This window comes from Nocardioides solisilvae, from assembly GCF_003194625.1.
GTDB lineage: Bacteria > Actinomycetota > Actinomycetes > Propionibacteriales > Nocardioidaceae > Nocardioides > Nocardioides solisilvae.
Genome location: NZ_QHKX01000002.1, coordinates 764,388 through 788,610, shown reverse-complemented (window position 1 = coordinate 788,610; position 24,223 = coordinate 764,388). Strand labels below are relative to the sequence as shown.

General features: G+C 73.9%; 30 protein-coding genes and 2 pseudogenes. 14 read left to right on the top strand and 18 right to left on the bottom strand.

All coding sequences use genetic code 11. The features are described 5' to 3' along the window. Positions 1-14: 14 nt before the first annotated feature. The 3 genes from mca to DNK53_RS09835 are packed head-to-tail and all read left to right on the top strand — an operon-like array spanning position 15 to position 1,487. Positions 15-899, top strand: coding sequence for a mycothiol conjugate amidase Mca (gene mca / locus DNK53_RS09845; RefSeq protein WP_110182076.1), 885 nt, complete (start codon positions 15-17; stop codon positions 897-899). A 13-nt stretch (positions 900-912) separates the two neighbouring features. Then, positions 913-1,176, top strand: a complete 264-nt coding sequence (locus DNK53_RS09840) for a hypothetical protein (RefSeq protein WP_162599870.1) — start codon at positions 913-915, stop codon at positions 1,174-1,176. Positions 1,177-1,214: 38 nt separating this feature from the next. Then, positions 1,215-1,487, top strand: coding sequence for a GlsB/YeaQ/YmgE family stress response membrane protein (locus DNK53_RS09835; RefSeq protein WP_239456460.1), 273 nt, complete (start codon positions 1,215-1,217; stop codon positions 1,485-1,487). An 86-nt stretch (positions 1,488-1,573) separates the two neighbouring features. Here DNK53_RS09835 and DNK53_RS09830 read toward each other — a convergent pair whose 3' ends face one another. Genes DNK53_RS09830 through DNK53_RS09820 form a run of 3 tightly spaced genes read right to left on the bottom strand, consistent with a single transcriptional unit; the run spans position 1,574 to position 3,061 of the window. Next, positions 1,574-2,140 carry a 1-acyl-sn-glycerol-3-phosphate acyltransferase gene (locus DNK53_RS09830; RefSeq protein WP_110182074.1) on the bottom strand — a complete coding sequence of 189 codons (567 nt, stop codon included), beginning with the start codon at positions 2,138-2,140 and terminating at the stop codon, positions 1,574-1,576. Positions 2,141-2,169: 29 nt separating this feature from the next. Further along, positions 2,170-2,448, bottom strand: a complete 279-nt coding sequence (catC, locus tag DNK53_RS09825) for a muconolactone Delta-isomerase (protein ID WP_110182073.1) — start codon at positions 2,446-2,448, stop codon at positions 2,170-2,172. A gap of 1 nt (position 2,449) precedes the next feature. Beyond that, positions 2,450-3,061, bottom strand: coding sequence for a dioxygenase family protein (locus DNK53_RS09820; RefSeq protein WP_476739102.1), 612 nt, complete (start codon positions 3,059-3,061; stop codon positions 2,450-2,452). 163 nt (positions 3,062-3,224) lie between these two features. Between DNK53_RS09820 and DNK53_RS09815 the strand changes: the two genes are divergently transcribed. Then, positions 3,225-4,511 carry an SGNH/GDSL hydrolase family protein gene (locus tag DNK53_RS09815; protein ID WP_110182072.1) on the top strand — a complete coding sequence of 429 codons (1,287 nt, stop codon included), beginning with the start codon at positions 3,225-3,227 and terminating at the stop codon, positions 4,509-4,511. A gap of 196 nt (positions 4,512-4,707) precedes the next feature. Here the strand turns inward: DNK53_RS09815 and DNK53_RS09810 are convergent, their stop codons facing one another. Then, a complete protein-coding gene (locus tag DNK53_RS09810; RefSeq protein ID WP_162599869.1) occupies positions 4,708-6,204 on the bottom strand; it encodes a DUF222 domain-containing protein in 1,497 nt (498 codons plus the stop codon). A 140-nt stretch (positions 6,205-6,344) separates the two neighbouring features. On the opposite strand from DNK53_RS09810, the gene DNK53_RS09805 reads away from it, so the two are divergent. Next, positions 6,345-6,734, top strand: coding sequence for an SRPBCC family protein (locus DNK53_RS09805; protein ID WP_110182070.1), 390 nt, complete (start codon positions 6,345-6,347; stop codon positions 6,732-6,734). 24 nt (positions 6,735-6,758) lie between these two features. On the opposite strand, the gene DNK53_RS18370 is transcribed toward DNK53_RS09805, so the two are convergent. The 3 genes from DNK53_RS18370 to DNK53_RS09790 form a co-directional block, all read right to left on the bottom strand. Then, a complete protein-coding gene (locus DNK53_RS18370; RefSeq protein ID WP_204163844.1) occupies positions 6,759-7,187 on the bottom strand; it encodes a M23 family metallopeptidase in 429 nt (142 codons plus the stop codon). Positions 7,188-7,275: 88 nt separating this feature from the next. After that, on the bottom strand, positions 7,276-7,779 hold the full coding sequence (locus tag DNK53_RS09795; protein WP_110182068.1) for a winged helix-turn-helix domain-containing protein: 504 nt from the start codon (positions 7,777-7,779) through the stop codon (positions 7,276-7,278). Between the two features lie 29 nt (positions 7,780-7,808). Continuing rightward, positions 7,809-8,492, bottom strand: coding sequence for a VOC family protein (locus DNK53_RS09790; RefSeq protein ID WP_110182067.1), 684 nt, complete (start codon positions 8,490-8,492; stop codon positions 7,809-7,811). 119 nt (positions 8,493-8,611) lie between these two features. On the opposite strand from DNK53_RS09790, the gene DNK53_RS09785 reads away from it, so the two are divergent. Continuing rightward, complete coding sequence (locus tag DNK53_RS09785) at positions 8,612-9,103, top strand: SigE family RNA polymerase sigma factor (RefSeq protein WP_110182066.1); 492 nt, start codon at positions 8,612-8,614, stop codon at positions 9,101-9,103. Continuing rightward, positions 9,103-10,380, top strand: coding sequence for a hypothetical protein (locus DNK53_RS09780; protein WP_110182065.1), 1,278 nt, complete (start codon positions 9,103-9,105; stop codon positions 10,378-10,380). Before DNK53_RS09785 ends, DNK53_RS09780 begins: the two co-directional genes overlap by 1 nt. Position 10,381: 1 nt before the next feature. On the opposite strand, the gene DNK53_RS18365 is transcribed toward DNK53_RS09780, so the two are convergent. The 5 genes and pseudogenes from DNK53_RS18365 to DNK53_RS09760 all read right to left on the bottom strand — a co-directional run. Next, positions 10,382-10,663 carry a CoA-transferase gene (locus DNK53_RS18365; RefSeq protein WP_338041015.1) on the bottom strand — a complete coding sequence of 94 codons (282 nt, stop codon included), beginning with the start codon at positions 10,661-10,663 and terminating at the stop codon, positions 10,382-10,384. After that, entirely contained in the window at positions 10,612-11,019 is a 408-nt protein-coding gene (locus DNK53_RS18360) for a CoA-transferase (RefSeq protein ID WP_275425742.1), read from the bottom strand. The genes DNK53_RS18365 and DNK53_RS18360 overlap by 52 nt, the downstream gene beginning before the upstream one ends. Beyond that, positions 11,016-11,819, bottom strand: a complete 804-nt coding sequence (locus tag DNK53_RS09770; RefSeq protein WP_110182064.1) for a CoA transferase subunit A — start codon at positions 11,817-11,819, stop codon at positions 11,016-11,018. The genes DNK53_RS18360 and DNK53_RS09770 overlap by 4 nt, the downstream gene beginning before the upstream one ends. After that, complete coding sequence (gene pcaD / locus DNK53_RS09765) at positions 11,819-12,595, bottom strand: 3-oxoadipate enol-lactonase (RefSeq protein WP_110182063.1); 777 nt, start codon at positions 12,593-12,595, stop codon at positions 11,819-11,821. The genes DNK53_RS09770 and pcaD overlap by 1 nt, the downstream gene beginning before the upstream one ends. Next, positions 12,595-12,828, bottom strand: a pseudogene (locus DNK53_RS09760) (acetyl-CoA C-acyltransferase); the annotation flags it as partial. The gene pcaD and the pseudogene DNK53_RS09760, both read right to left, overlap by 1 nt. A 17-nt stretch (positions 12,829-12,845) precedes the next feature. Between DNK53_RS09760 and DNK53_RS18355 the strand changes: the two are divergent. From DNK53_RS18355 to DNK53_RS18350, 3 genes and pseudogenes are all read left to right on the top strand, one after another. Beyond that, positions 12,846-12,911 (top strand): annotated as a pseudogene (locus DNK53_RS18355) (hypothetical protein); the annotation flags it as partial. Positions 12,912-12,962: 51 nt separating this feature from the next. Then, on the top strand, positions 12,963-13,628 hold the full coding sequence (locus DNK53_RS09755) for a LysR family substrate-binding domain-containing protein (protein ID WP_239456456.1): 666 nt from the start codon (positions 12,963-12,965) through the stop codon (positions 13,626-13,628). A gap of 161 nt (positions 13,629-13,789) precedes the next feature. Then, entirely contained in the window at positions 13,790-13,918 is a 129-nt protein-coding gene (locus tag DNK53_RS18350; protein ID WP_275425741.1) for a hypothetical protein, read from the top strand. A 13-nt stretch (positions 13,919-13,931) separates the two neighbouring features. On the opposite strand, the gene DNK53_RS09750 is transcribed toward DNK53_RS18350, so the two are convergent. The 6 genes from DNK53_RS09750 to trhA are packed head-to-tail and all read right to left on the bottom strand — an operon-like array spanning position 13,932 to position 19,417. Continuing rightward, a complete protein-coding gene (locus DNK53_RS09750; RefSeq protein ID WP_162599868.1) occupies positions 13,932-15,515 on the bottom strand; it encodes a copper resistance CopC/CopD family protein in 1,584 nt (527 codons plus the stop codon). Further along, positions 15,512-16,135 (bottom strand): DUF1775 domain-containing protein, encoded by a 624-nt coding sequence (locus tag DNK53_RS17495; protein ID WP_162599867.1) that lies wholly within the window; start codon positions 16,133-16,135, stop codon positions 15,512-15,514. The genes DNK53_RS09750 and DNK53_RS17495 overlap by 4 nt, the downstream gene beginning before the upstream one ends. 36 nt (positions 16,136-16,171) lie before the next feature. Then, the gene (locus DNK53_RS09740) at positions 16,172-17,647 is read right to left on the bottom strand and encodes a protein adenylyltransferase SelO (RefSeq protein WP_204163843.1); all 1,476 of its coding nucleotides are present in this window, start codon (positions 17,645-17,647) and stop codon (positions 16,172-16,174) included. 23 nt (positions 17,648-17,670) lie between these two features. Next, a complete protein-coding gene (locus DNK53_RS09735) occupies positions 17,671-18,141 on the bottom strand; it encodes a DUF421 domain-containing protein (protein WP_110182059.1) in 471 nt (156 codons plus the stop codon). A gap of 27 nt (positions 18,142-18,168) precedes the next feature. Next, positions 18,169-18,687: a hypothetical protein gene (locus tag DNK53_RS09730; protein ID WP_110182058.1), complete on the bottom strand. Its 519-nt coding sequence runs from the start codon at positions 18,685-18,687 to the stop codon at positions 18,169-18,171. A gap of 10 nt (positions 18,688-18,697) precedes the next feature. Beyond that, entirely contained in the window at positions 18,698-19,417 is a 720-nt protein-coding gene (gene trhA / locus DNK53_RS09725) for a PAQR family membrane homeostasis protein TrhA (RefSeq protein ID WP_110182057.1), read from the bottom strand. 110 nt (positions 19,418-19,527) lie between these two features. On the opposite strand from trhA, the gene DNK53_RS09720 reads away from it, so the two are divergent. The 4 genes from DNK53_RS09720 (at position 19,528) to DNK53_RS09700 (ending at position 24,217) form a co-directional block, all read left to right on the top strand. Next, the gene (locus tag DNK53_RS09720; protein WP_110182056.1) at positions 19,528-20,304 is read left to right on the top strand and encodes an isoprenyl transferase; all 777 of its coding nucleotides are present in this window, start codon (positions 19,528-19,530) and stop codon (positions 20,302-20,304) included. A 281-nt stretch (positions 20,305-20,585) separates the two neighbouring features. Continuing rightward, positions 20,586-21,770: an ATP-binding cassette domain-containing protein gene (locus DNK53_RS18045; RefSeq protein WP_239456455.1), complete on the top strand. Its 1,185-nt coding sequence runs from the start codon at positions 20,586-20,588 to the stop codon at positions 21,768-21,770. 344 nt (positions 21,771-22,114) lie between these two features. Beyond that, positions 22,115-23,422 carry a PhoH family protein gene (locus DNK53_RS09705; RefSeq protein WP_204163842.1) on the top strand — a complete coding sequence of 436 codons (1,308 nt, stop codon included), beginning with the start codon at positions 22,115-22,117 and terminating at the stop codon, positions 23,420-23,422. Positions 23,423-23,584: 162 nt separating this feature from the next. Continuing rightward, positions 23,585-24,217 carry an aggregation-promoting factor C-terminal-like domain-containing protein gene (locus tag DNK53_RS09700; protein ID WP_110182054.1) on the top strand — a complete coding sequence of 211 codons (633 nt, stop codon included), beginning with the start codon at positions 23,585-23,587 and terminating at the stop codon, positions 24,215-24,217. Positions 24,218-24,223: the final 6 nt, after the last annotated feature.

Sequence of the window (24,223 nt, the reverse complement as noted above, 5' to 3'; positions counted from 1 at the left end):
CCTAGACTCCAGCCATGCCCGACCGCCCCCGAGCAGGCCTGCGCCTCATGCACGTCCACGCGCACCCCGACGACGAGTCGAGCAAGGGTGCGGCGTCCACCGCCATGTACGTCGCCGAGGGGGTCGACGTCCACGTCGTCACCTGCACGGGGGGCGAGCGCGGCTCGATCCTCAACCCCAAGATGGACCGCCCCGACATCCTCGCCAAGATCACCGAGGTGCGGCGCCGCGAGATGGAGTGCGCGCGCGACATCCTCGGGATCACGCAGGACTGGCTCGGCTTCGTCGACTCCGGGTGGCCCGAGGGCGACCCCAAGCCGCCGCTCCCCGAGGGCTGCTTCGGCCTGGTCCCCGCCGAGGTGGGCGCCGAGCCGCTGGTCCAGCTCATCCGCGAGCTGCGCCCCCACGTGGTGACGACGTACGACGAGAACGGCGGCTACCCGCACCCCGACCACATCAAGTGCCACGAGGTCGCCGTGGAGGCGTTCCACGCGGCCGGCGACCCCGAGCGCTACCCCGACGCGGGGGAGCCGTGGCAGCCGCTGAAGCTCTACTACCACCACAGCTTCAACCGGCCCCGGATGGTGGCGCTGCACGAGGCGATGCTCGCCCACGGCCTGGAGTCGCCGTACGCCGATCGGCTCGAGTCGTGGAAGCCCAACCCGGAGTGGGACGCCCGGATCACCACGAAGGTGCCGTGCGCCGAGTACTTCGGGGTCCGCGACCAGGCGCTGCTGGCGCACGCCACCCAGATCGACCCCGACGGCTTCTGGTTCGCCATCCCGCGCGAGCTCCAGGAGGAGGTGTGGCCCACCGAGGACTACGAGCTGGTCGTGAGCCACGTCTCGACCGAGCTCCCCGAGGACGACCTCTTCGCCGGCATCGACCCCGGCCGGTGAGAGCATGGGCACCATGCTCGACCTCCTGGACCCCGCGCTGCTCCACCCCCTCCTCTCGCTGAGCGACGGGGCGCCCCGCAAGTCGCCCGAGCCGGAGGACGTGAAGGCCGGCTGGACCGCCCTGCTGCTCTGGCTCGGCCTCGCGGTGGCCGTCGGCCTGCTCGGCTGGAGCCTGATCCGCCAGCTGCGCAAGACCAACGCCGCGCGCGACGCGGGCGTCTACGGCGACCCGGTCACCCGCGCCGACGACGAGGGCGACGACCCCGACCGGACCTGAGGCGTTTGCCCCTCGAGGGGCACGGGTACCGGACGGTCATGATCATTCAAATCCTTGGTCTCCTGCTCGTCGGTCTCGTGATCGGCGCCCTCGCCCGACTGCTCCGCCCCGGCAAGCAGTCCATGAGCCTGGTCGCGACCATGCTCCTCGGAGTCGTCGGAGCCATCATCGGTGGTCTCCTCGGCGGTCTCCTCAACGACAGCACCAACCCCTTCGAGCTCAACGTCCTGGGCTTCGTCTTCGCGGTGATCGCGGCCTTCATCCTGGTCGGCGTCGCCGAGGGCATGTCCGGCAAGAAGTCGCGCGTCTGACGCCTGCCGGCGCCAGCCCGCACGCACGAACGGCCACGCACCCGCGGTGGGGTGCGTGGCCGTCGTGCGTCCGGTCGTGGGGGCCGTCAGGCGAGCTCCTCGCGGAGCCGCGGCTCGGTGCGGTGCTCGGGCCGCAGGCCGCGCTTGTCGGCGTAGAACGCCCGGACCAGGTCCATGTCCGCCCTGACGTCGCCCGTGACCTGCACCGTCGGGCCGAACCCGAGCGTGCGGGTCGGCCCGTCGATGAAGCCGAGGGCCACCGGCAGGCCCGTCTGCTGCGCCAGCCGGTAGAAGCCGCTCTTCCAGTGCTCCGAGCGGGTCCGGGTGCCCTCGGCGGCGATCGCGACCACGAGGGTCTCGTCGCGGCCCAGGTGGTCGGCGAGCTCCGCGACCACCTCCGAGGCGTTGACCCGGTCGACGGGCACGCCTCCGGTGGCCCGCAGGAGCCACCCGAGGGGGCCCCGGAAGAGCTCCTCCTTGATGAGGATCCTGGGGGTGACCTCGCGGGACCACATCATCAGCATGGTCGCCACCCAGTCCCAGTTGGAGGTGTGAGGTGCCCCCACCATGATCCCGGTGCGGGGCACCTCACCCACCACCCGCCAGCGGGCGGCGCGGAGGACGGTGCGGGCGAAGGTGCGGCGGATCAGCATGCCGGCACCCTAGGGGAGCGGCGCCGGCCTCACGCGACGGACGACGGGTGCTGCGCGAGCGGCGTGACGTGGATGTCCATGTAGGGGAAGAGCGGGAGCCCCTGCAGCACGTCGTGGAGCTCGTCGTTGGAGCCGACGTCGAAGATGCTGAAGTTGGAGTACTCGCCGACGATCCGCCACAGGCGGACCCACGTCCCGGCCCGCTGGAGCTCCTGGGAGTAGGCCTTCTCCCGGGCCACGGTCTCCGCCCGGGCGTCGGCCGGGAGGTCGTGGGGGATCCGGACGTCCATCCGCACGTGGAACAGCACGTCAGCCCCGCACCGGGTCGAGGACGAAGTCGTAGGAGACCTTCGAGCCCGAGCCGTCGCTGGCGATGTCGTCGTCGTTGTGCTCGTCGCCCGGGAAGTAGAGCTGGGCAGTGAGCAGCTCGTGGCCGGGCGCCCACACCTTGACGTGCAGGTGGACGGGGCGCCAGGCGTGCCAGCCGGCGGCGGCGATGAGCTTGCCGCAGGAGCCGTCGGTGGGGATCCGGTACGGCGCGGGCTGGACCGTGGTGATCTGGAACCGGCCGTCCTCGTCGACGGTGAACGAGCCGCGCAGGTTCCACTCCGGCAGGCCGGGGGCGAACTGGGAGTAGAAGCCGGCGTCGTCGGCGTGCCACAGCTCCACCTCCGCCCCGGCCAGCGGGGAGCCGTCGGTGGAGGTGACCTGGCCGCTCCAGACGAGCGAGGGGCCGCCCTCGTCCTCGCGCATCGGGATCGTGCCGTGCGAACCCTGCTCGGGGGCGTCCGGGACGTAGTAGGGGCCCTCGATCGAGCCCTTGTTGCCCTCGCGGTGGTCGGTGGCGACCTCCTCGACCACGTGCTCGACCCAGACGTCCAGGAAGAGCGGCCACTCGCCGTCCAGCCCGACCTGGATCAGCCACGCCTTCAGGGACTCATTCGCGGTACGTACGAATATTCATCGAGCACAAGGTCGAGATGGCGCGTGACTGATCGATGACGATGATCAATCGTCTCGGCCGTGGCGTTGACCGTGAGCCACTGGCGTGTGATGCCGGTCACCGGGGTGCTAGGTTCCGCGCGTGCGCCGAACGATCTCCGCTCTGGTTCCCGTCCTCCTCGCCTCGCTCGCCGGGCTCGTGCTGGTGCCCGCCGGCCACGCGGCCGAGGGGGACTCCTTCAGCCGGGTGCTGGACCGTGGGCCCGGTGGGGAGCGGTACGTCGCCCTGGGCGACTCCTTCACCTCGGGTCCCGGGATCGCGCCCCAGCGTGCCGGGGGGTGCATGCGCAGCGAGAAGAACTTCCCGAGCGTCTTCGCCGGCAAGCTCGACGCGCAGACCGGCGGCGGTCTCACGGCGTACACCGACGCGAGCTGCGGCGGCGCCCAGACCAAGGACCTGCGCGCTCCGCAGGTCCTCGGCAGCTTCACCAACGCCCCCCAGCTCGACGCGCTCGACGCCGACACCACGCTGGTCACCTTCGGGACCATGGGCGGCAACGACATCGGGCTCGTGCAGCTCGCCGCCGGCTGCTTCACGGCCGACTGCGTCCCCGCGGCGGGCACCGACCCGCTGGGCCCGAAGTTCGCCGCGCTGGGTGCCGCGCTCGACCAGGGCCTCGCCGACGTGAGGACCCGGGCCCCGAAGGCCGACGTCCTGGTGATCGGCTACGGCACCTACCTCCCGCCCGGCGGCTGCCCGGCCACGTTCGGCGGTGCGCTCACCGTGGAGGAGTTCGCCTACGTGCAGGGTCAGATCGACCGGATGTCCGACACGCTCAAGGCGGCCGCCGACCGCAACGGCGTCGGCTTCGTCGACATGCGTCAGGTCCCCGGCTCCGTGGACCGGACGGTCTGCGCCCCGCCGAACCGCCAGTGGATCCGCGCGATCAACACCTACGACGACGGCATCGTGCTCCACCCGTCGGCGTGCGGCATGGACGCCATGGCGCAGCACCTCCACCGCACCCTGCAGGCGCGGCGCGGCCTGGAGCAGACGGCGTTCGACTCCTCCTGCGTGAGCGCCGGCCCCGGCGCCCCCGTCGAGACGCCTCCGGTGGAGCCCGAGCCGACCGACGCCGAGATCAGGACTGAGCTCCGGGCCCAGGCGAAGAAGCTGGACGCGCGCACCTCGTGCCGGGCCGGCAAGGCCGTGGTGAAGGTCCGCGGCGGCACCCGCCACGTCACCCGTATGAAGGTGACCGTGCGCGGCAAGAAGGTCGCGATGGACCGCAAGGCTCCCCTTCGGGCCGTGCTGAAGCCCGCCAGGGTGCCGGCCCGCGGCAAGGTCCGGGCCGAGGTCGTGCTCCGTGACCGGGGCGTGAAGGTCACCCGGACGCTCAAGGTCGAGCGCCCGCGCTGCCTGCGCTGAGATGCACCCGCGTCAGCGGAAGAACACCAGGATGATCACGGCCGTCACCACCAGCGAGAGCAGGAGCGAGCCCGCGCACCCCAGGCGGTTGCTGAAGAACAGGAACATGGCGGCGGACTCCCGGGGTCGGTGACGGCTCCCCGGTGCGTGCCCCTCGTGCCGCCCCGGCAAACCCCGAAGTCGGTGGCTCGCAGGGTCATGCGACGAATCCGCGCACGACTGCCTCCTCGAAGGGGCTGAGGGTGAAGTGGTCGAGGCGTGCGAGTGGGGGTGGTGGGGTCCGGTCGGGTGGGGCCGTCCGTCGGGTGCCGGTGTGGTCGACGAGGTAGTGGGTGCCGTGGGGGTCGCGCCAGAGGTAGATGCCGGGGAAGGGTTGGTGGACGTCCCAGTCGCCGTGGGTCTTGATCCGGTGGTGGAAGCGGGTCAGGGGGCTGTAGTTCCCGATGCGTGACTGGCCCGGTGTGCCTGGGTTGAAGGGGATGGTGTGGTCGATGTCGTGGGCATGGGGGTCGGTGTTGGTGGCGAAGGGGAAGACGTCGGCGGGGGTGAGGACCTGCACCGCGCGGCGGTGGGAGTCGGGGACCTCGTAGGAGTCGACCGGGGCCTGTCCCTCGATGCCCTGGACGGGGCGGATGGTGAAGGTGGCGTCGCCGAGCCACCGGCGGACCCAGTCGGTGGTGACCGGGCCGACGCCGGGCAGGCGGAGGATCCCGGTGCCGGGCTCGTCGCAGGCACACGCCGGGGCGTAGGTGTGGACGATCAGGGTGACCTGGGGCAGGACCTTGGTCCAGTCGATGACCGGCTTGGCGCCGGTGCGCGCAGGTTCGTCGTGTGCCTGACCCTGTCCCGACTCCTCCTCCTCGGGCGTGGCGGGGGCTGGGGGGTCGGCGGGGCGGTCCTTCCACTGGGTGAAGGCGGTGACGAGCTCGGTGGCGAGGTGGGGGTTGGCCAGGACCGCGAGCGCCTTGACCCGGCGGTGGTCGACCGGGTCGGGGTCGCCCAGGGCCGCGAGGATGTCGGCGATCCAGGCGACCCGGGCGTCCAGCACGGCGATGATCGCGGCGGGGCCGCGGACGTAGAACCCGCGCATCCCGTGCTCGGTCGACCGGGTGGGCTTGGCGAACTGGTCGGTGGCGGCCCGGCGCTCCCGCTCGGCGGTGGCCTCGGGGTCGGCGGCCGCGACCGCGGCCTCGACCAGGGTCTCGAACCGGGACCAGGGGATCCGCCCGTCGGCGGACTCGACGACCCGGGAGTCGACGTAGCCGGCCTGCTCCACGGACAGGTCGCGGGTGCGGCGGGCCACGTGGCGGGCGTAGGAGGCACGGACCTCCAGGGCCTGCACCCGGGCCCACAACCGCGGGAGCCGGATCAGCAGGTCCAGCGCGTCACCGATCAGCGACGCCCCGGCGTACGGGCTGATCCCGAGCCGGGCGGCCAGGTCGGCGCAGCAGAACTCCGCGACCCGCGGGGTGCCCAGCCCGCCGTAGCGGCGGGCCCGCTCCCGCCCCGGGAGCCGGGACACGGCCGGGTCGAGGGTCTCGGGGTTGTTGAGCACCGCGTGCTGGACCGCGATCCGCAGCTCGTGGACCTCCAGCTCACGGCGGGTCCGCGACACCTGGGCGGCGTGGTCGAGCAGCCGCGCCTGCGACAGCTCCTCCAGCACCACACCCGTGGCCGCACCCCCGAGATCCATGACCCCACTCAACAACCCGGCACCGACACTTTCGACCCAGCAGGCGGCCCCATCTCGAGCAGTGGACACATGTTCGATAACAGTCACCGACGCGCCCGGGGCGCATGACCGCGTTGGCCCCGCGTCGTACGGTCGACCCCATGGCACCCACCCTCGGCATCGACGTCGCCGGCCCCGCGGAGACCGCGTGGGAGGTGCTGGTGGACCTGCGCTGGTGGCCGCACTGGGGCCCGACCGTGCGGGACGCCCGGCTCGACGACGGAGCCACCCGCCTCGCAGCCGGGGCGACGGGGAGGGTGCAGACCCCGGCGCGCGTCTGGTTGCCCTTCGAGGTGACGACCTGGCGCGAGGACGAGCGCGTCCGCTCGTGGGCCTGGCGGGTCGCGGGCGTCCCCGCGACCACCCACACGGTCACCACCCTCGGTCCGGAGCGCTGCCGCGTCGAGATGTCTGCGCCCTGGTGGGCGGTCGGCTACCTGGGCGTCCTCGGGGTGGCGCTGCTGCGGATCCGTCGCCTCGCCGAGGAGTGAGCAGGCCGCGGGGGAGGGCAGGCATCAGGGAGCGGTGAAGACCTGTCCGTTCTCCGGGAAGCCGGGCAGCGCCGTGGGCTTCGGCTCGCCGGTGGTCCAGCGCCGTTCGCGCTCCTCGGGGTCGAGCGTCAGCCCGGGCCACGCCATCGGGACGCCGGCGGCCTGGGGGAGCCGGGGACGATCCATGAGCTGGACGTGCAGGTGCGGCTCGGAGGTGTTGCCGGTGTTGCCCACCTCGGCCAGCTGCTGCCCGGCCTCCACGACGTCCCCGGGTCGCACGCGCGCCGAGCCCTGGCGCAGGTGCGCGTACGCCGACCAGGTGCCGTCGCCGTGCTGTTGAGCGCCGTCCAGCGACCCTGCACGGGCGGACGCACCGCGACTGGGTCGCGTCCGTCGGCCGGTGGACGCACGAGGAGGAGCGCGAAGGCCGCGCCGGCGACGAGCAGGTCCCACGGGAAGGGGACCCCCAGCACCGCTCCCGCCACCACCGCCACGACGAAAATCCGCAGCCACCACGTCTGCCACCGGGCGATCGCCCGCCTCATCGCCGGGCCCCCAGCAGCACCGCGAGCAGCGGGACGACGCGAGCCACCGGCACCTCGTGGCGTCCGCCGCCCAGGGGGCGCAGCCAACCGGCGGCGACCAGCTGGCGGAGGTGGTGGTAGACCTGCCCGGTCGTGCCGACCCCCTCGACTGCGGTGAGCTCCTGCGCGGTGGCCGCCCCCCGGAGGACCTGCTGCAGGAGCCGCAGCCGCACGGGATGGCCGAGCGCGGCGAGCACGTCGCCCACTGCCTCCCAGTCGCCGTCGACGAGGTCGCCGGTGAGGGCGCCCTCCTGCCACTGGGCGACGCGGCCGTCGGGGAGTCGGACGTCGCCGACCAGCATGACCGCGCCGGGCTCGGGGGCCCGCGCCGCGAGGCCTTCGAGCGCCCAGAGCTCCGTCTCAAAGGCGGGGTCGCCGGGGGCGGACGGACGCGCCTCGAGAGCGCCGACGCGGCGTTCGAGGTCGTCGAGGCGGTGGTGGAGACGGTTGTCGGAAGCCACGCCGCCGACGCTACTACGGAATCACGAAATTACGTAGTAGGTGGGAAGACGCAGAACTCGTTGCCCTCCGGGTCGGCGAGCACGGTCCAGCGCGGCTGGTCCCAGAGGTGGGTGGCGCCACGCGCGAGCAGCGCGTCGACCTCGCCGACGACGTGCCAGTGGAGCCGGTTGGGCTCGGTCCGTGGCTCGGGCACCGCGTTGAAGTCGAGGGTCATCCGCTCGTCGACCGCGGCGCCGGTGATCGACCACCAGCGCTCCTCGCCCGCCCCCTCGTGGACCGGCTCCACGCCGAAGGCCTCGCCCCACCAGCGCGCCTGCGCCTCGGGGTCGACGCAGTCGACGCCGACGCCGTGCAGTCGGTACGTCGGCACGTCGACGCCCTCGCGCACGAAGGCGCAGAACTCGTTGCCCTCGGGGTCCTGCATCCGGGTCCACGGCAGACCGGTCTCCGACGACGCGGCCTCCACCGTGGCCCCCAGTGCCAGGAGGTCGTCGAGGGAGGCGCAGTCGACGTCGAGGTGAGTGCGGTTCTTGACCACGTGCGGCCGGTCGACCTGGTTGACCCAGATCGTGTGCCGGGGGGACGGCCCGACCAGCCGCGCCGGTGCCGCGGGGTCGTCGACCTCGAGGCCGCTCACGGCCGCCCAGAAGCGGGCCTGCGCAGGGACGTCCAGGGCGTCGAGGCAGAGGTCCTGCCAGGTGACGAGGCTCATGGCCTCAGTGAAGCAGGGAGGGGCGACAGCCGTCATCGGCCCCGGACCCGGAGGAAGTCGTGCCAACCCTTCGCGGCTCGGATGGCGTTGACTGGGTGAGGGACGACGGGGGAGGACGGATGGACGAGCAGGGGTTCACCGCGTGGGTGGGCGCCGTGGAGCGCCCGCTGCTGCGCGCGGCGTACCTGCTCACGGGCGACCTGCAGCGCGCCGAGGACCTGGTGCAGGAGGCGCTCGTCAAGGTCGCCCTGCGCTGGTCGCGGCTGCAGCACGAGAACCCGACGGCGTACGCCCGCAGGATCCTGGCCCGCGACCACGTCACGGCCTGGCGTCGGCGCCGCCCCCGGGAGACCGAGCTCGTCGAGGCGACGGACGTCCCGGCGGTCTCCTCCGACCCCGAGACCGAGATGGTCGTACGCCGGGCGCTCGCCCGGCTCACCCCCGCGCAGCGCGCGGTGCTGGTGCTCCGGCACTTCGACGACCTCACCGAGCGCGAGACCGCCGAGGTGCTGGGGGTCTCCGTCGGCACCGTCAAGAGCCAGAACGCCGCCGCCCTGGCACGCCTGCGCACCGGGGCGCCCGAGCTGCTCGACCTGATCGGGAGGACCTGATGGACGACGAGCGCGACGGGCTGGGCGAGGTGCTGCGCCGCGCCACCGACCGGGTCGAGGGCCGTGGGATGGCCGGAGCCGCGCTGGCGGGGGCGCGGCGTGCCCGGCGCCGGCGCGGCGTGCTCGCCGTGGGGGCGGTCGCGGCCTCGGTCCTGGTCGTCCTGGGCGGGGTCCGCCTGGCGGGGAGCGGGACGCTGGGCACGGAGCCCGACCCGGCCGCCCCCACGCCCACGGCGTCGCCGACCTCGACCGGCGTGCCGAGCCCGCCCGCGCCCCCGCCCGACCCCGTCGTGCACCCGACCTGGGACCCGTTCACCGTCGTGGACGCGCCGCTGCGGGACACGGTGCTGCCGGAACGACTCGTCCCGCCCGCGGAGGCGCCCGCGATCGAGGACGACCCGGTGCCGGCCGCCGTCGTGGCCTGGCCGGCGAAGGGCCGGGACGTGATGCTGCTGGGCGAGGACGGTCGGTGGCGCTCGGTGCCAGGCACCGCGGACGCGCTGTCGGGCACGTTCGGCGACGTGGTGGAGCCCGTGCTGGGACACGGCGGGCAGAAGGTCGCGATGTCCACGGACGCGGGGATCCTCGTCGTCGAGGTCGCCACCGGCGCCCGGCGGACCATCCCCTGGCCGGATCCGGTCGCGCCGCCGTGGGACACGGCCCCCGAGCTGCGCTGGGCGCCCCTGGGGAACGCGGCCGGTCTCGCGGTGCTGCACTGGAACGAGACGTGGCTGGTGGAGCTCGACGGCACCGCGCGGAAGGCGCCGTACAGCAGGCCCTACGGCACCGGCCTCGCCTTCGAACCCGTGGGGCCGGTGGTGGAGAAGCGGTGGGAGGAGCTCGACCTCCGGGTCTGGGACGGGGCGCCGCACGCCGCCCGCATCACCAGCACCGTGCCCTTCGGCTACTGGGGTGAGCGCCTGGTCTTCGAGCGCGGGTTGATGGCGCTGACCGGGGGTGGCAACGGGCTGCCCGGCGACGCCGGGCCGATGGTGGTCGAGGCGGCCACGGGCGCGGTGCTCGGCTACGCGCCGATCCGGGACCGTGACTCGGTCTACGGCGACAACGGGCGCCTCACGGCCCTGGGCTTCCTCGACGAGCAGACCGTGCTGCTCCTCGTCGGCCCGATGGACTTCCGCACCATGGAGCTCGGCGACGAGTCCTGGCACCTCGTGGCCTGGGACTTCCGTGACGGCGGCTTCGAGCGGCTCACCACCGGAGGCACCGGGATGCACGCCATCGCCGTCGCGTCAGGGGTGCTGGCGAGCGACTGGTAGGTCACTCCACGACGGGCGCGCCGGTCGCGGCGCGGAGCTCCTCAAGCGTGACGTCGGGGGCCAGGTCGACCACACGGAACCCGCCGTCCGCCACGTCGAGGACGCCCAGGTCGGTGACCACGCGGGAGACGACGCCGCGTCCGGTGAGCGGCAGCGTGCAGGCCTCGAGCAGCTTGTGCTCGCCCTTCTTGGTCACGTGGTCCATCAGCACGATCACGCGGCGTGCGCCGCTCACGAGGTCCATCGCGCCGCCCATCCCCTTGACCATCGAGCCGGGGACCATCCAGTTGGCCAGTTGGCCAGGTCGCCGTTGGCCGCCACCTGCATGCCGCCGAGCACGGCGGTGTCGACGTGGCCGCCGCGGATCATCGCGAAGCTGGTGGGGGAGTCGAAGAACGACGCCCCGGGCAGCACCGTGACGGTCTGCTTGCCGGCGTTGATGAGGTCGGGGTCGACCTCGTCGTCGTAGGGGAAGGGGCCGACGCCGAGGATGCCGTTCTCGGCGTGCAGGGTGACGGTCGACCCCTCGGGGAGGTGGTCGGGGATCATCGTCGGCAGTCCGATCCCGAGGTTCACGTACTCGCCGGGCTGCAGCTCGAGTGCGGCGCGGGCCGCCATCTGGTCGCGGGTCCAGCTCATGCGGCACCTCCGGTGGTCCCGACGGGCTCGACCGACGGTCGGAGCCTCGTGGTGCGCTTCTCGATCTCCTTCTTCGCGGCCTGCTCGGGCGTCAGCTCGACCACCCGCTGCACGAAGATGCCGGGCAGGTGGACCTCGTCGGGCCCGATCTCGCCGACCTCCACGAGCTGCTCGGCCTCCACCACCGTGAGCCGGCCGCACATCGCGACGGCCGGGTTGAAGTTGCGGGCCGACTCGTGGAAGACGCAGTTGCCGGCGCGGTCGACCTTGGCGGCGCGGACCAGCGCGACGTCGGCGACGATCGACTCCTCGAGCACCATCTCCTTGCCGTGGAAGGTCCGCACCTCCTTGGCGGGCGACTCCTCGACGACGTGGCCGTCGGCGTCGTACCGCCAGGGCAGCCCGCCCTCGGAGACGAGCGTGCCGACGCCGGTGGGGGTGAAGAAGGCGCCGATGCCGGCGCCGCCGGCGCGCATCCGCTCGGCCAGGGTGCCCTGGGGGGTGAGCTCGACGGTCACCTCGCCGGCGAGGTACTGCCGGGCGAACTCCTTGTTCTCCCCGACGTAGGAGGCGATGACCCGGCTGATCCGGTGCTGCTCCAGCAGCAGGCCGAGGCCGGCGCCGTCGACGCCGCAGTTGTTGGAGACGACCTCGAGGTCGGTCGCGCCCTGCTCGAGCAGCGCCTCGATGAGGAACCACGGGATCCCCACCAGGCCGAAGCCGCCGACGGCGATGCTGCTGCCGTCGCGGACGTCGACCACGGCGTCGGCCGCGCTCGCGACCACCTTGTCGAGGCTCATCAGGACTCCCGTCCGTTCAGGTGGGTGAGGATCGCCGGGGTGACGACCCGGGGCTGCTGGGCGTTGGCCAGGTGGGCGGAGTCGGGGACGACGAGGAGCCGGCCGTCTCGGACCCGGGCGGCGATCGCCTCGAGGTGGGGCGGCGGGGCGGCCGGGTCGTCTGCCCCGGCGATCGCCAGGGTCGGCGCCACGACGGCGGCGAGGTCGCCGCGCAGGTCCATCGCCGCGATCGCCTCGCAGCACCCGGCGTACCCCTCGTCGGAGGTGCCGGTGACCATCGCCTCGCAGGCCTCCCGCACGTCCGGGTGGGCCTCGAGGTACGCCGGGGTGAACCAGCGCTGGACGACGGCCTCGGCGACCGAGCCGGTGCCCCGGGCGCGCACCTGGGCGGCGCGGTCGGTCAAGGCGCTGCTGGGCTCGAGCCGCGCGCCGGTGCAGAGGACGGCCATCCGGTCGACCCGCTCGGGCTCGCGGGCGGCGAGCCGCATCGCGGTCATCCCGCCGAGCGAGAGGCCGACGACGTGGGTGCGCTCCACCCCGAGCCGGTCGAGGAGGGCGACCAGGTCGTCGACCAGGTCGTCGATCGCGTAGGGGCCGGGCGGGGTGGGTGACGCGCCGTGGCCGCGGGTGTCGTACCGGACGACGCGGAAGCGCTCGGCGAGCGCGCCGGCCTGCGCGTCCCACATCGCCCACGTCGAGCCGAGGGAGTTGGAGAGGACGACGACGGGGGCGTCCGCCGGACCGGTGACGGTGTGCGAGAGCTCGACGGCGGCCATCAGCGCACCGCCTCGAAGACCGCGGCGAGGCCCTGGCCGCCGCCGATGCACATCGTCTCCAGGCCGTAGCGGCTGCCGCGGCGGCGCATCTCGTGGGCCATGGTGGCGAGGATCCGGGCGCCGGTGGCGCCGACGGGGTGGCCGAGCGAGATCCCGGAGCCGTTCGGGTTGAGCCGCTCGTCGGCGGCGTCGACCTTCCACTCGCGGAGCACGGCGAGCACCTGGGCGGCGAAGGCCTCGTTGAGCGGCGATCCGCCAGCTGGAGGACGCGCTGGGGGTCCGGCTGCTCGAGCGGACCACCCGGCGCGTCGACCTCACGGAGGCGGGTGCCGCCTACCTCGAGCGGGCGCGGGAGCTGCTCGCCGGCGTGGACGAGGCGGCGCTCGAGGCCCAACGCGTCGCCGCCGGGGTCGCGGGCCGGGCGACCATCGGCTGCGTCGGCTCCGCGACCTATTCGCTGCTGCCGCCGCTCGCCCGCGCGCTGCGCGAGGAGCTCCCCGGCATCGACTTCACCTTCCGCGGGGAGATGCTGGTGCCCGCCCAGCTCGCCGCGCTGCGCCGGGGCGGCCTGGACGTCGCGCTGCTCCGCCCGCCCCTGGACGGGACCGGCCTGGACGTACGCCGGCTCCGCACCGACCGCCTGGTCGTCGCCCTCCCCGAGGGCCACCCGCTCGCGGACGCCGACGTGGTCCGGCTGGCCGACCTGGCGGGGGAGGACTTCATCGTCCACGCGGGGGAGGGGCGCTCGGTGATGCACGCCGAGGTCGTGGCCCGCTGCCGGGCCGCGGGCTTCGAGCCGCAGGTCCGGCACGAGGTGGCCGAGACCAGCACGCTGGTCACCTTCGTCGCGGCCGGGCTGGGGGTCGCCCTGGTCCCCGAGCCGGTCTCGCTCCTGGTCGTCGCCGGCGCCTGCCACCGAGCGCTCGCCGACCCCGGACCCGGCGTCGACCTCGCGGTCGCCACCCGGCGAGAGGAGTCGGCGGTCGTCGCGTCGGTGCTGGCCGTGCTCGGGCGGGTGGTCGGCGAGCAGTGACGGGACAGCGACAGGCCAGCGACAGGCCAGCGACAGGGCAGCGACAGGGCAACGACAGGCCAACGACCCTCCTGTGACGTGCGCGATGCGCACACGACGTTTCTCGACAGGGGCGTCGGGGCACGGTCCCGGAAGTCCGCACCCGACACAGGAGGCTCTCCGTGACCACCCCGCACGTGGCACCGCATGGACGTGAAGACGACCGTTTCGCCGAGCTGGGAGGCCTGCTCCTGCTGTGGGCGGTCCCCTTCGTCGGCTTCCTGCTCGCGATCCTCGGCCTCGGCTACTGAACCCTCCCGTTGCTCAGTCCCGCTCCGGGATCGGCACCTCCAGCGTGACCACCGGGTGGTCGAAGCGGCTGGTCCGCAGGCCCACCGAGAGCCGGTAGTCGCCCCCGTCGGGGAACGGCACCAGGACCCGGTAGGCCCCGCCGCCCCGGTCCTGCAGCGTCAGCGTCCCGAGGTCGAACTCCGCTGAGCGCAGCTCCACGGTCGGCGCCTCGTCCGGTTCCACCGGCCGTCCCGCCGAGTCCTGCACCTGCAGGTCGAGGGTGTTGGCGCCGGGCGCTCCCGGGGTGAGGCCCACGACGACCTCGAGGTCGCCCAGGACCACGGTCTCGGCCACCGGCCGCGGCGCGGGCGGCGGCTCCGGCGGGTCGACGGGCGGCTGGTTGGCCAGGAAGCCGGCCACGCCGACGACCGCCACCAGCAGCGCGAGCTCGACCAGCAGCGTCCGGCCCAGCGGACGCCCCCGCCGCACCAGCACGAGGCGGTTCCACGCGGCCACGCCGGCCACGAGCAGCACGAGGCCGACCTTGGTCAGCAGCAGCGCGCCGTACGTCGTGGAGACCAGGGCGGTCCACGACCCGAGGATCCGCCACCCCAGCAACGCCCCTGTCGCGGCCAGCAGGACCAGCGAGACCGCGGCGACGGTGGAGAAGCGGCCGACCGCGCGGGCGGAGGCCTCCCCGTCGCCGGCCCGCACGACGAGCCACAGCCCGACGAGGCCGCCGAGCCAGAGTGCGGCGACGGCGACGTGGACCGCGTCGGCGAGCGGGACCAATGCGGTCGGACCGTAGGAGCGGGAGTGGCCCACCAGTGCCGGCGAGGCGACGAGGGCGACGGCGCCGGCGAGCAGCGCGGTCCGCCGTGCCCCTCCCCGGACGCTCCGGGTGCCGACGAGCAGCAGCGCGGCACCCGCCGTCACCGTCGCGGCGGCCGCCGTCTCCCACCGCACCAGGCGTGCGTCGAAGCCGTCGAGGACGCCCGCCCAGCCGAGCCCCTGGGCGTAGGCGGAGGCGACCGGGACCTGGAGCCACGCGGCGACGACGGCCAGGAGCGCCGCGCCCCGGACGACGCGCGTCGCGCCCCGCACGGGCGCCGGGTGCAGCAGCGCGAGGAAGGCGGCGAGCCCGGCGCCCAGCAGCACCCCCAGGTGGCCGGCCGCGGCGAGCAGGCCCCGGTCGGCCGTCATCGCGTCGCCGGCGAGCAGGGGCGGTGGTGGCTCGACGACCGGGCTGCGCTCCCCGACCGAGAAGGTGAGGGTCCCGCTGACCGGGTGCCCGTCGTCGGAGACGACCAGCCACGTGACCAGGTGGGTGCCGCGGGCCAGCGGTTCCTCGAGCACCACCTCGAGGGTGCTGCCGCTCGCGGTGGCGGAGGAGTCGACGACCGTGCCCCGGGCGTCGTACGTCGTGGGACGGCGGCCGGTGAGCCGCACCGGCTCGCTGAACTCGAGCGTGACCGACTCGGGGGCCTCCGGCAGCACCGCGCCCTCGGCGGGGTCCGTGCCGACCAGCTGCGCGTGCGCCCACGCCGGCGGGGCGAGGGCCAGGCTGGCGCTGGAGCCGGCGAGGAGCAGGAGGAGCGCGGCGAGGAGGCGCCTCACCGCTCGGTCCCGCGGCGGACCCGGAACCGGAGGGCGCCCACGAGCAGCACGAGGCCGACGCCGACCGCCGCGGCGAGGGGACCGGAGAGCCGCTGCCACGGGCTCTCCTCGTCGACGAGGTCGACGGAGACCGTCGTGCCCGCGCCGACGACGCGGACGACCGGGGCGGGGCGCTCCAGCTCGGCGGCCGCGTCGGTCTCCTCGACGGCGACCTGGGTCCAGGCCTCCTCGCCGGACTCGCAGGTCTGCACCGTCGGGAGGGCGAGGTCGCCGGGCTCGTCGGGGGCGCGGAGCACCAGGTCGACGCCGACCGTCAGGTCGCTCGGGACCGGGGTGGCGGCGGTCAGCACCAGCACGCGGCCGCGGCGCTCCACCCGCCAGTCCCGGGTGGGGCCGGTGTCGACGTCGCCGAGCGCGTCGGGGAGACGGACCTCCAGCCGGGTCGTCGGCGAGTCGCCGCACCCGTGGTCGACCTGCAGGGTGACGACCGCCTGCTCGCCCGCCCGGAGCTCGTCGGGGGTGACGGAGACGTGCGCGCCCGCGGGGGCGGTCCCCGCGGCGAGCGCGGCGAGCGCCGCGAGCGCACCGACCAGCAGGAGAGCGGGACGGGGCGACGACATGGATGGGAGCGTAGGGGCTGGGAGCGTGGAGGAGGGTCAGGTCCCGCAGAAGGTCATGAAGCCGGCGTCGAACTCCTCGAGGCCCGGCTCGGCGTAGCGCTCCAGCCCCGCGCGCTGGCCGAACGGGTCGGTCACCGCGTCCAGCAGCCGCTCGAAGGGGTCCAGGTCGCCCTCGACGGCGGCGTCGAGCGCCTCCTCGACGAGGTGGTTGCGGGGGACACGGACCGGGTTGGTCCGGTCCATCAGGTCGGCGTCGGGGGCGAGGGCGAGCCACCACTCGAGCCACCCGTCGAGGGCCGCGAGGTCGAGGACCCGCGACCGCGCCGGCTCGCGGTCGCCCCGGGCGGCGTCGCCCAGCGCCACGAAGAACGACGTGTGGTCGACGCGGCTCGCGGCCATCAGCTCCTCGAGCTCCACCCCGAGCCGGGCCACGGCCTCGCCGTCGGTCCCGCCCGGCCCATCGAGCAGGCCGAGCTTCTCCCGGGTGCGGGAGGTCCGCGCCGCCGCGTGCAGCGGGCGGAAGGTTCCCAGCACCTCGGTGGCCCGCTCGATCGCCTCCTGCTCGTCGTCGGCGAACAGGGGCAGCATCGCCTCGGCCAGCCGGGCGAGGTTCCACTCGGCCGCCGGAGCCTGGTTGCCGAAGGCGTAGCGGCCGCCGGTGTCGATCGAGCTGAAGACGCGGCGGGGGTCGTGGGCGTCCAGGAAGGCGCACGGGCCGTAGTCGATCGTCTCCCCGGAGAGGGTCATGTTGTCGGTGTTCATCACCCCGTGCACGAAGCCGACGGCCAGCCAGTGGGCGACCAGCTCGGCCTGGGCGGCGACGACGGCGGCGTACAGCGCCAGGTGCGGGTGGTCGGCCTCGGCCGCCCCGGGGTGGTGGCGGGCGATCGCGTGGTCGGCCACCCGCCGCAGCAGCTCGAGGTCGCCGGTGGCCCGGGCGAACTGCAGGCTGCCGACCCGCAGGTGGCTCGCGGCGACCCGCGCCAGCACGGCGCCGGGCAGCACGGTCTCGCGCTGCACGGGGTTGCCGGTGGCCACCACGGCCAGGGCCCGCGTGGTCGGGACGCCCAGGGCGTGCATCGCCTCGCTGACGAGCAGCTCGCGCAGCATCGGGCCGACGGCGGCCAGGCCGTCGCCGCCCCGGGCCAGCGGGGTGCGTCCCGACCCCTTGAGGTGCAGGTCGCGCAGCGTCCCGTCGGGCCCGGCCAGCTCGCCGAGGAGCAGCGCGCGGCCGTCGCCGAGGCGGGGTGACCAGCCGCCGAACTGGTGACCGGCGTAGACCTGCGCGACCGGTCGGGCCCCGGGCGGCACGTGCTCGCCGGTGAGCAGCCGCAGTCCGGCGGGGGAGCGGAGCCAGTCGGGGTCCAGGCCGAGCTCCGTCGCGAGGGCGTCGTTGAGGACCAGCAGGTGGCGGTCCGGGGCGCTGGCGGCCTCCCACGGGACGCTGAGCTCGGGGAGCGTGTGGGCGAAGGTGCTGGCCAGGGTGACGGGGGCGGTGACGGAGCGGCTCACCACGTCCACGGTACCGACGGGGGCTAGGCGTGCGTCCCGTCGCCGGCGCCGTCGTCGGGGTAGGTGAAGAACGAGAAGCCGCCGTTGACCTCGAGCACGGCGACCTCCACGTCGGAGAGCCGCCGGATGCCCTGCTCGCGGGCCGCCTCCACCAGGTCGTCGAAGGTGAGCTGCTCGCCGTCCAGCACGTCCAGCAGCGGCTCGCCGCGGCGGATGACGACGCGCGGCGGCCCCTCCAGGACGGGCCGGACCCGTGGGAACCGACGGCTCACGAGGCCCAGGCCCATCGCGGCGAGCGCGAAGGTGGCCACGGCCAGCATCGCGGCCGTCAGCGACGCGTCCTCCTGCAGGACGCCGTCGCTCACGAGGTCCCCGATCGTCACCAGCAGGATCAGGTCGAAGGCCGAGAGCTGGGCGACCTCGCGCTTCCCGCTGACCCGGATCACCACCCACGCGAAGGCGAAGACCAGCAGCGCCCGCAGCACGACCTCCATCTCAGCCCTCCCGGCCCGGGTGCGCGGTCACGGCAGCCGCCACGTGGAGAAGGAGACCGACGCGGCCACGACGTCGTCCAGCAGCACCTCGACCTCGCAGGTCCGGCGGCCTGCGAGGCCCCCGGGCTGCTCGTGGGCGTCGAGGCTCACCTCGAGGGTGCGGCCGGTGGGCGGCGGGTCGAAGTCGTAGACCAGACGACCGGGCAGCCCCGTCTCGGCGGCGGGGGTCGGGTACCAGCTCTGGAAGTCGACGTGGTCGAACCAGTCGTCGCAGAGCGCGACCCGCACGGCCTCGACCCCCTCGAAGCCGGCCTCCCGGGTGACGGTCAGGTGCAGGGGCGTGGGCACCCCCGCCCGGGTCACCGAGGGGTAGGTGACCCGGAGGTCCCAAGGGCCGGTCGTGTCCTCGACCTGTCCGGTCCGCGGGCCGAGCAGGCCGAGCACGCCGGCGAGCACGAGGAGGACGAGGCCGGTGACGGCCAGTCGGTGGGAGCGCCGGCCGGACGGGCGGTCGGTCAGGCCCTCGAGGGTGGAGTCCTGCGTCATCTCGCGGCGCTCACCTCAGGGAGTACGTCGCGATGGAGACGCCCACGTAGTGGCTGAGGAAGGCGAGGATCGTGAACGAGTGGAAGACCTCGTGGAAGCCGAACCAGCGGGGGCTGGGGTCGGGCCGCTTGAAGCCGTAGACGATCCCGCCGAGCGTGTAGAGCGCCCCGCCGACGACCACCAGGGTGATCACCGCCACGCCCACGCGGGCGCCGTACTCCATCGCCCCGTCGACGAAGCCGCCGAAGAAGAAGACGGGCGCCCAGCCCAGCGCGATGTAGATCGGCGCCGAGAGCCACCGCGGGTGGGTCACCCACCAGACCTTCATGACCACGCCCGCCAGCGCCCCGCCCCAGCTGATGCCGAGCATCCACCAGCGGTCGGCGCCCTGCAGCAGCAGGAGGGCGAAGGGGGTGCAGGAGCCCGCGATCAGCACGAAGATGTTGGAGTGGTCGAAGCGCTGCAGGTGGGTGTGGGTCCGCGGCGACCAGCGACCCCGGTGGTAGAGCGCCGAGACCGTGAAGAGCAGGAGCGCGGAGAGCGCGAAGACGGCGGAGCCCAGGCGGGTCTCGGCGGTCGGGGAGAGGACGACGAGGGCGATCCCGGCGGCGAGCGCCACGGGGACGGTCCCGGCGTGCAGCCAGCCGCGCAGGTGTGGCTTCACCTCCTCCAGCGCACCCTCGACCCGGTCGTGGAGGTGGTCCATCTGCGTACGTACCGACTCGCGCATGTCTCCCAACTTACGGCACCGTAGGTGGCGGGTCGCCCGGACGCGACCGCCGTCACTGTCGTTCCCATCCTGCGGATACCCAACCGCCGGCGTCGGTAACATCCGTGTCCATGGGGAACTTCAAGGACGCCGTGCGCCGGCTGCTCTACCCGGCGTACGAGTCCCGGGTCGTCAAGTTCCTCCCGCCCGACCGGATCCCGAAGCACGTGGGCGTGATGCTCGACGGCAACCGGCGCTGGGCCCGTGCGGTGGGCGCGGACACCGCGCAGGGCTACCAGGCGGGCGCCGACAACATCCAGCCCTTCCTGGGGTGGTGCGAGGAGGTCGGCGTCGAGGTGGTCACCCTGTGGCTGCTCTCCACCGACAACCTCAACCGTCCGCCCGAGCAGCTGTCCGGGCTCCTCGGCGTGATCGAGGGGGCGGTGGAGTCGCTGGCCGCCACCGGCCGCTGGCGGGTCCACCCGGTGGGGGCCCTCGACCTGCTCCCCGACGCCACCCGCGAGCGGCTCAAGGCGGCCGAGGAGGCGACCCGCGACGTGGACGGGCTGCTCGTCAACGTCGCCGTGGGATACGGCGGCCGCCGCGAGATCGCGGACGCGGTGCGGTCGCTGCTGCTCGAGCAGTCCGCCGCGGGGGCGACGCTGGAGCAGCTCGCCGAGACCCTGGACGTCGAGCACATCGCCGAGCACCTCTACACCAAGGGCCAGCCCGACCCCGACCTCGTCATCCGCACCTCGGGGGAGCAGCGCCTGGGCGGCTTCCTGCTGTGGCAGAGCGCGCACAGCGAGTTCTACTTCTGCGAGGCGCTGTGGCCCGACTTCCGCCGGGTCGACTTCCTCCGGGCGATCCGGGCGTACGCCGAGCGGGAGCGCCGCTTCGGGACGTGACGGGTCACACGCCCCCGCGGCCCTGATCTCCCTCCTCTTGGTCCTCCTCTCCGGCCTCTCGGTCGGCCTGGTCAACGACGGCGTCTCGGGCTGCAGCGCATGCCCGTCACGTCGTTCGCGTTCCAGGAGGACGTCTCCAAGGACTCCGCGTTCTCCCGCAGCGTGGTCGACCTCGGGACGGTCGAGGAGTGAGCCGACCAGCCCGGCGTCGAGGAGGGGATCGACGTCGGCGACGTGGTCGTCGTTGAGCCTAGGGCGCCGAGCTCACCGTCACCGGGATCATGGCCGAGCAGCACACCTTCGGCCACGTCGACACCGCCTACCTTCCGCTCGCCACCTGGCAGGAGATCCGCTCGGGCGCCGCCCCGGGCGAGGAGGTCCCGGACCGGGTCCGCGACGAGGTGACCGCGGTCGCGGTCAAGGGCTCCGACGCGCCCGAGGACCTCGAGGCCGGGGACGCCGCCGTCGGCACCACCTCGATGACGCTGGAGGACTCCTTCGGCGCCTCGCCCGGCTACACCGCCGAGACCTCGACCCTGCAGCTGATCCAGGTCTTCCTCTACGCGATCTCGGCCCTCGTGGTCGGCGCGTTCTTCACCGTCCTGACGATCCAGCGCAAGCAGGAGGTCGCCGTGATGCGCGATGGGCGCCGGGGCGTCCGTCGGCCTCGGCCTCGCCGCCACCCTGCTGGTCGTCCTGGGGGTGCTGGGGGCGGCCGTGGCCGTCCTCCGGATCACCCGCGTCGACCCCCTCACCGTCCTGGGAGGCAACCGATGAGCACCGTGACCACCCCGCGCTCGAGCTGTCCGACGTCACCCTGCTGCACGGCGACGGCGAGGAGAAGGTCACCGCCCTGGACTCCGTCAGCCTCACCGTCGCTCCCGGACGCCTCGTGGCCGTCGTGGGCCCTTCCGGGTCCCGGCAAGTCCAGCCTCCTGGCCGTGGCCGGCGGCCTGGTCCGTCCCAGCTCGGGCACGGCGCGGGTCGGCGACGTCGAGCTGACCACCGCCTCGCGGAAGGAGGTGGCAGCGGTCCGGCGCACCCGGATCGGCTACGTCTTCCAGAGCGGCAACCTGGTCCCGGCGCTCACCGCCCGCGACCAGCTGCGGCTGCCGCTGACCTTCGGCAGGGTCGCCGACCCCCGCGACCCCGACGAGCTGCTCGGCGAGGTGGGCATGGCCCACAAGGCGAAGCGCCGGCCCCACCAGTTCTCCGGCGGCGAGCGCCAGCGCGTCGGCATCGCCCGGGCGCTGATGACCCGTCCGGGGCTCCTGCTGGTCGACGAGCCCACGGCGGCGCTGGACCGCCAGCGCAGCCAGGACGTCGTCGCCCTGCTCGTCGACGAGAGCCACCGGCACGGCGTGGCGACCGTGATGGTCACGCACGACCACGACGTCCTGCACCACTGCGACGAGGTCTGGGAGATGATCGACGGACGGCTGCAGCGCGCCGGGGCGTCGGTCTGACGCACCCGGGCGGCTGCTCGCGGGCTACCTCGCCGGTTGACGGTCCTCCCGACGCCCGGCGACGTGTCCTGTCACACAGGATTAACCTGACGTTTCCGCGTGTCGCTGCTGGACGGCCGGCCCCGCGGCGTACTTTCCGAGACATCGGCGAGTGGGGAAGCTCGCTGAAACCGGGAGGCCGTTCGTGAGCAGTCACGACTTCGCAGCACACCACGCGGGGCAGTTCGCGCCGCGCGGTGTCGGAGGGGGCCGGCACTCCGGTCCTCGGGTCCCTTCCCGGTCCGTCAGCACGAACTAGGGGCGGGCGAGGAGTGCGCGCGCCGTCCCGTGAGGGTGAGCACGACGTGACCACGACCCAGCACCGCACGTATGTCCTGGACACCAGCGTCCTCCTGGCCGACCCCGGCGCCATCAAGCGCTTCGCCGAGCACGAGGTCGTGCTGCCGGTCGTGGTCATCACCGAGCTGGAGGGGAAGCGGCACCACCCCGAGCTCGGCTACTTCGCCCGCAGCGCGCTGCGGATGCTCGACGAGCTCCGGGTCGTCCACGGACGCCTCGACCGGCCCGTGCCGGTCGGCGAGGCCGGCGGCACCCTGCGCGTCGAGCTGAACCACACCGACCCGGGCGCCCTGCCCTCGGGCTTCAGGCTGGGCGACAACGACACCCGGATCCTGTCGGTGGCCCGCAACCTGGCCGACGAGGGGCACCGCGTCACCCTCGTCTCCAAGGACCTGCCGCTCCGGATCAAGGCCTCGGCCGTCGGCCTGGACGCCGCGGAGTACCGCGCCGAGGGGGTCAGCGAGGCGGAGTCCGGGTGGACCGGGATGGTCGAGCTCCCCGTCGCCGCCGCCGACCTCGACCGGCTCTACGACGACGGCTCCCTCGACCTCGACGAGGCCCGCCAGCTGCCCTGCCACACCGGCCTCGTCCTCCTCTCCGACCGAGGCACCGCGCTCGGCCGGGTCGGCGCCGACAAGGAGGTCCATCTCGTCAAGGGCGACCGCGAGGCGTTCGGCATCCACGGCCGTTCCGCGGAGCAGCGCGTGGCGCTCGAGATGCTGCTCGACCCCGACATCGGGATCGTCTCGCTCGGCGGTCGTGCCGGCACCGGCAAGTCGGCGATGGCGCTCTGCGCGGGCCTGGAGGCGGTGCTCGAGCGAGGCCAGCACAAGAAGGTCGTGGTCTTCCGCCCGCTCTTCGCCGTGGGCGGGCAGGAGCTCGGCTACCTGCCCGGCTCCGAGAGCGAGAAGATGTCGCCGTGGGGCCAGGCGGTCTTCGACACGCTCAACGCCCTGGTCTCCCCGCACGTGGTCGAGGAGGTGCTCGACCGCGGGATGCTCGAGGTGCTGCCGCTGACCCACATCCGGGGCCGCTCGCTGCACGACGCCTTCGTGATCGTCGACGAGGCGCAGTCGCTCGAGCGCAACGTGCTGCTCACCGTGCTGTCGCGGATCGGGGCCAACTCCAAGGTGGTGCTCACGCACGACGTCGCCCAGCGCGACAACCTGCGGGTGGGGCGCCACGACGGGATCGTGGCGGTCGTGGAGAAGCTCAAGGGCCACCCGCTCTTCGCCCACGTCACCCTCACCCGCTCCGAGCGGTCGCCGATCGCCGCGCTGGTGACCGAGATGCTGGAGGACGTCACGCTGTAGCCCCGTCGCAGCGTGGCGTGAGCCTCGTCGCAGCGGTCCCCAATAGTGGGGGTCTGGTTTGCGCCACGCCGGGGGGAGCCTGCAAGGTGGCGCGTGACCGTTCCGTGACCTTCGCGGAGTCAGCCCGGTCACGCGCCGCCGTCAGTCGTCCCGAGAGAGCCCGTGTCGAGTTCCGAGCAGTACGTCCCCAAGCACCGCGCCCCCGGCAAGCACCGGCGTGAGCGCGAGCCGCGCCGGCTCGTCCGGCGGGCCGCCGTGACGGCGGGCGTCGCCGCGGTCTCGACGGGCGTGGCGGTCTCGAGCGGGGTGCTGTCGCAGGCGCCCGACATGGTGGCCGCCGACACCGCGACCGACGTGTCGACCGACATCGCCGCGGCCAGCCTGGCCGACCGCGCCGTCGTCTCCCGCGCGGACCGGCGCGGCGCCCGCGACCCGCTCAAGCAGGCGGCGCTCTCCACCGAGGCGGGCCTCGTCACGAAGCGCACCCAGACGCTCGACGACTCCGACCCGCGCGAGGTCGCGCGGGCCCTGATGCCCGAGTTCGGCTTCTCGGTCTCGCAGTTCGGCTGCCTGGACTCGCTCTACGTGAGCGAGAGCGACTGGCGGGTCGACGCCGACAACCCCACGTCGTCGGCGTACGGCATCCCGCAGGCCCTGACCCGCACCCACGACCTCCCGGAGGGCTACATGACCTCCGCCGAGGTGCAGATCCGCTGGGGGCTGGAGTACATCAAGAACCGCTACGGCACCCCGTGCGCCGCCTGGTCGTTCAAGGCCGCGAACAACTGGTACTGAGCCGCC

Bases quoted from the DNA above. Each gene is read 5' to 3' on its own strand.
- mca (WP_110182076.1), top strand. From the start codon at position 15: ATGCCCGACCGCCCCCGAGCAGGCCTGCGCCTCATGCACGTCCACGCG.
- DNK53_RS09840 (WP_162599870.1), top strand. From the start codon at position 913: ATGCTCGACCTCCTGGACCCCGCGCTGCTCCACCCCCTCCTCTCGCTG.
- DNK53_RS09835 (WP_239456460.1), top strand. From the start codon at position 1,215: ATGATCATTCAAATCCTTGGTCTCCTGCTCGTCGGTCTCGTGATCGGC.
- DNK53_RS09830 (WP_110182074.1), bottom strand. From the start codon at position 2,140: ATGCTGATCCGCCGCACCTTCGCCCGCACCGTCCTCCGCGCCGCCCGC.
- DNK53_RS09810 (WP_162599869.1), bottom strand. From the start codon at position 6,204: ATGGATCTCGGGGGTGCGGCCACGGGTGTGGTGCTGGAGGAGCTGTCG.
- DNK53_RS09805 (WP_110182070.1), top strand. From the start codon at position 6,345: ATGGCACCCACCCTCGGCATCGACGTCGCCGGCCCCGCGGAGACCGCG.
- DNK53_RS09790 (WP_110182067.1), bottom strand. From the start codon at position 8,492: ATGAGCCTCGTCACCTGGCAGGACCTCTGCCTCGACGCCCTGGACGTC.
- DNK53_RS09785 (WP_110182066.1), top strand. From the start codon at position 8,612: ATGGACGAGCAGGGGTTCACCGCGTGGGTGGGCGCCGTGGAGCGCCCG.
- DNK53_RS09780 (WP_110182065.1), top strand. From the start codon at position 9,103: ATGGACGACGAGCGCGACGGGCTGGGCGAGGTGCTGCGCCGCGCCACC.
- DNK53_RS18365 (WP_338041015.1), bottom strand. From the start codon at position 10,663: ATGGTCCCCGGCTCGATGGTCAAGGGGATGGGCGGCGCGATGGACCTC.
- DNK53_RS18360 (WP_275425742.1), bottom strand. From the start codon at position 11,019: ATGAGCTGGACCCGCGACCAGATGGCGGCCCGCGCCGCACTCGAGCTG.
- DNK53_RS09770 (WP_110182064.1), bottom strand. From the start codon at position 11,819: ATGAGCCTCGACAAGGTGGTCGCGAGCGCGGCCGACGCCGTGGTCGAC.
- pcaD (WP_110182063.1), bottom strand. From the start codon at position 12,595: ATGGCCGCCGTCGAGCTCTCGCACACCGTCACCGGTCCGGCGGACGCC.
- DNK53_RS17495 (WP_162599867.1), bottom strand. From the start codon at position 16,135: ATGTCGTCGCCCCGTCCCGCTCTCCTGCTGGTCGGTGCGCTCGCGGCG.
- DNK53_RS09735 (WP_110182059.1), bottom strand. From the start codon at position 18,141: ATGGAGGTCGTGCTGCGGGCGCTGCTGGTCTTCGCCTTCGCGTGGGTG.
- DNK53_RS09730 (WP_110182058.1), bottom strand. From the start codon at position 18,687: ATGACGCAGGACTCCACCCTCGAGGGCCTGACCGACCGCCCGTCCGGC.
- trhA (WP_110182057.1), bottom strand. From the start codon at position 19,417: ATGCGCGAGTCGGTACGTACGCAGATGGACCACCTCCACGACCGGGTC.
- DNK53_RS09720 (WP_110182056.1), top strand. From the start codon at position 19,528: ATGGGGAACTTCAAGGACGCCGTGCGCCGGCTGCTCTACCCGGCGTAC.
- DNK53_RS18045 (WP_239456455.1), top strand. From the start codon at position 20,586: ATGGCCGAGCAGCACACCTTCGGCCACGTCGACACCGCCTACCTTCCG.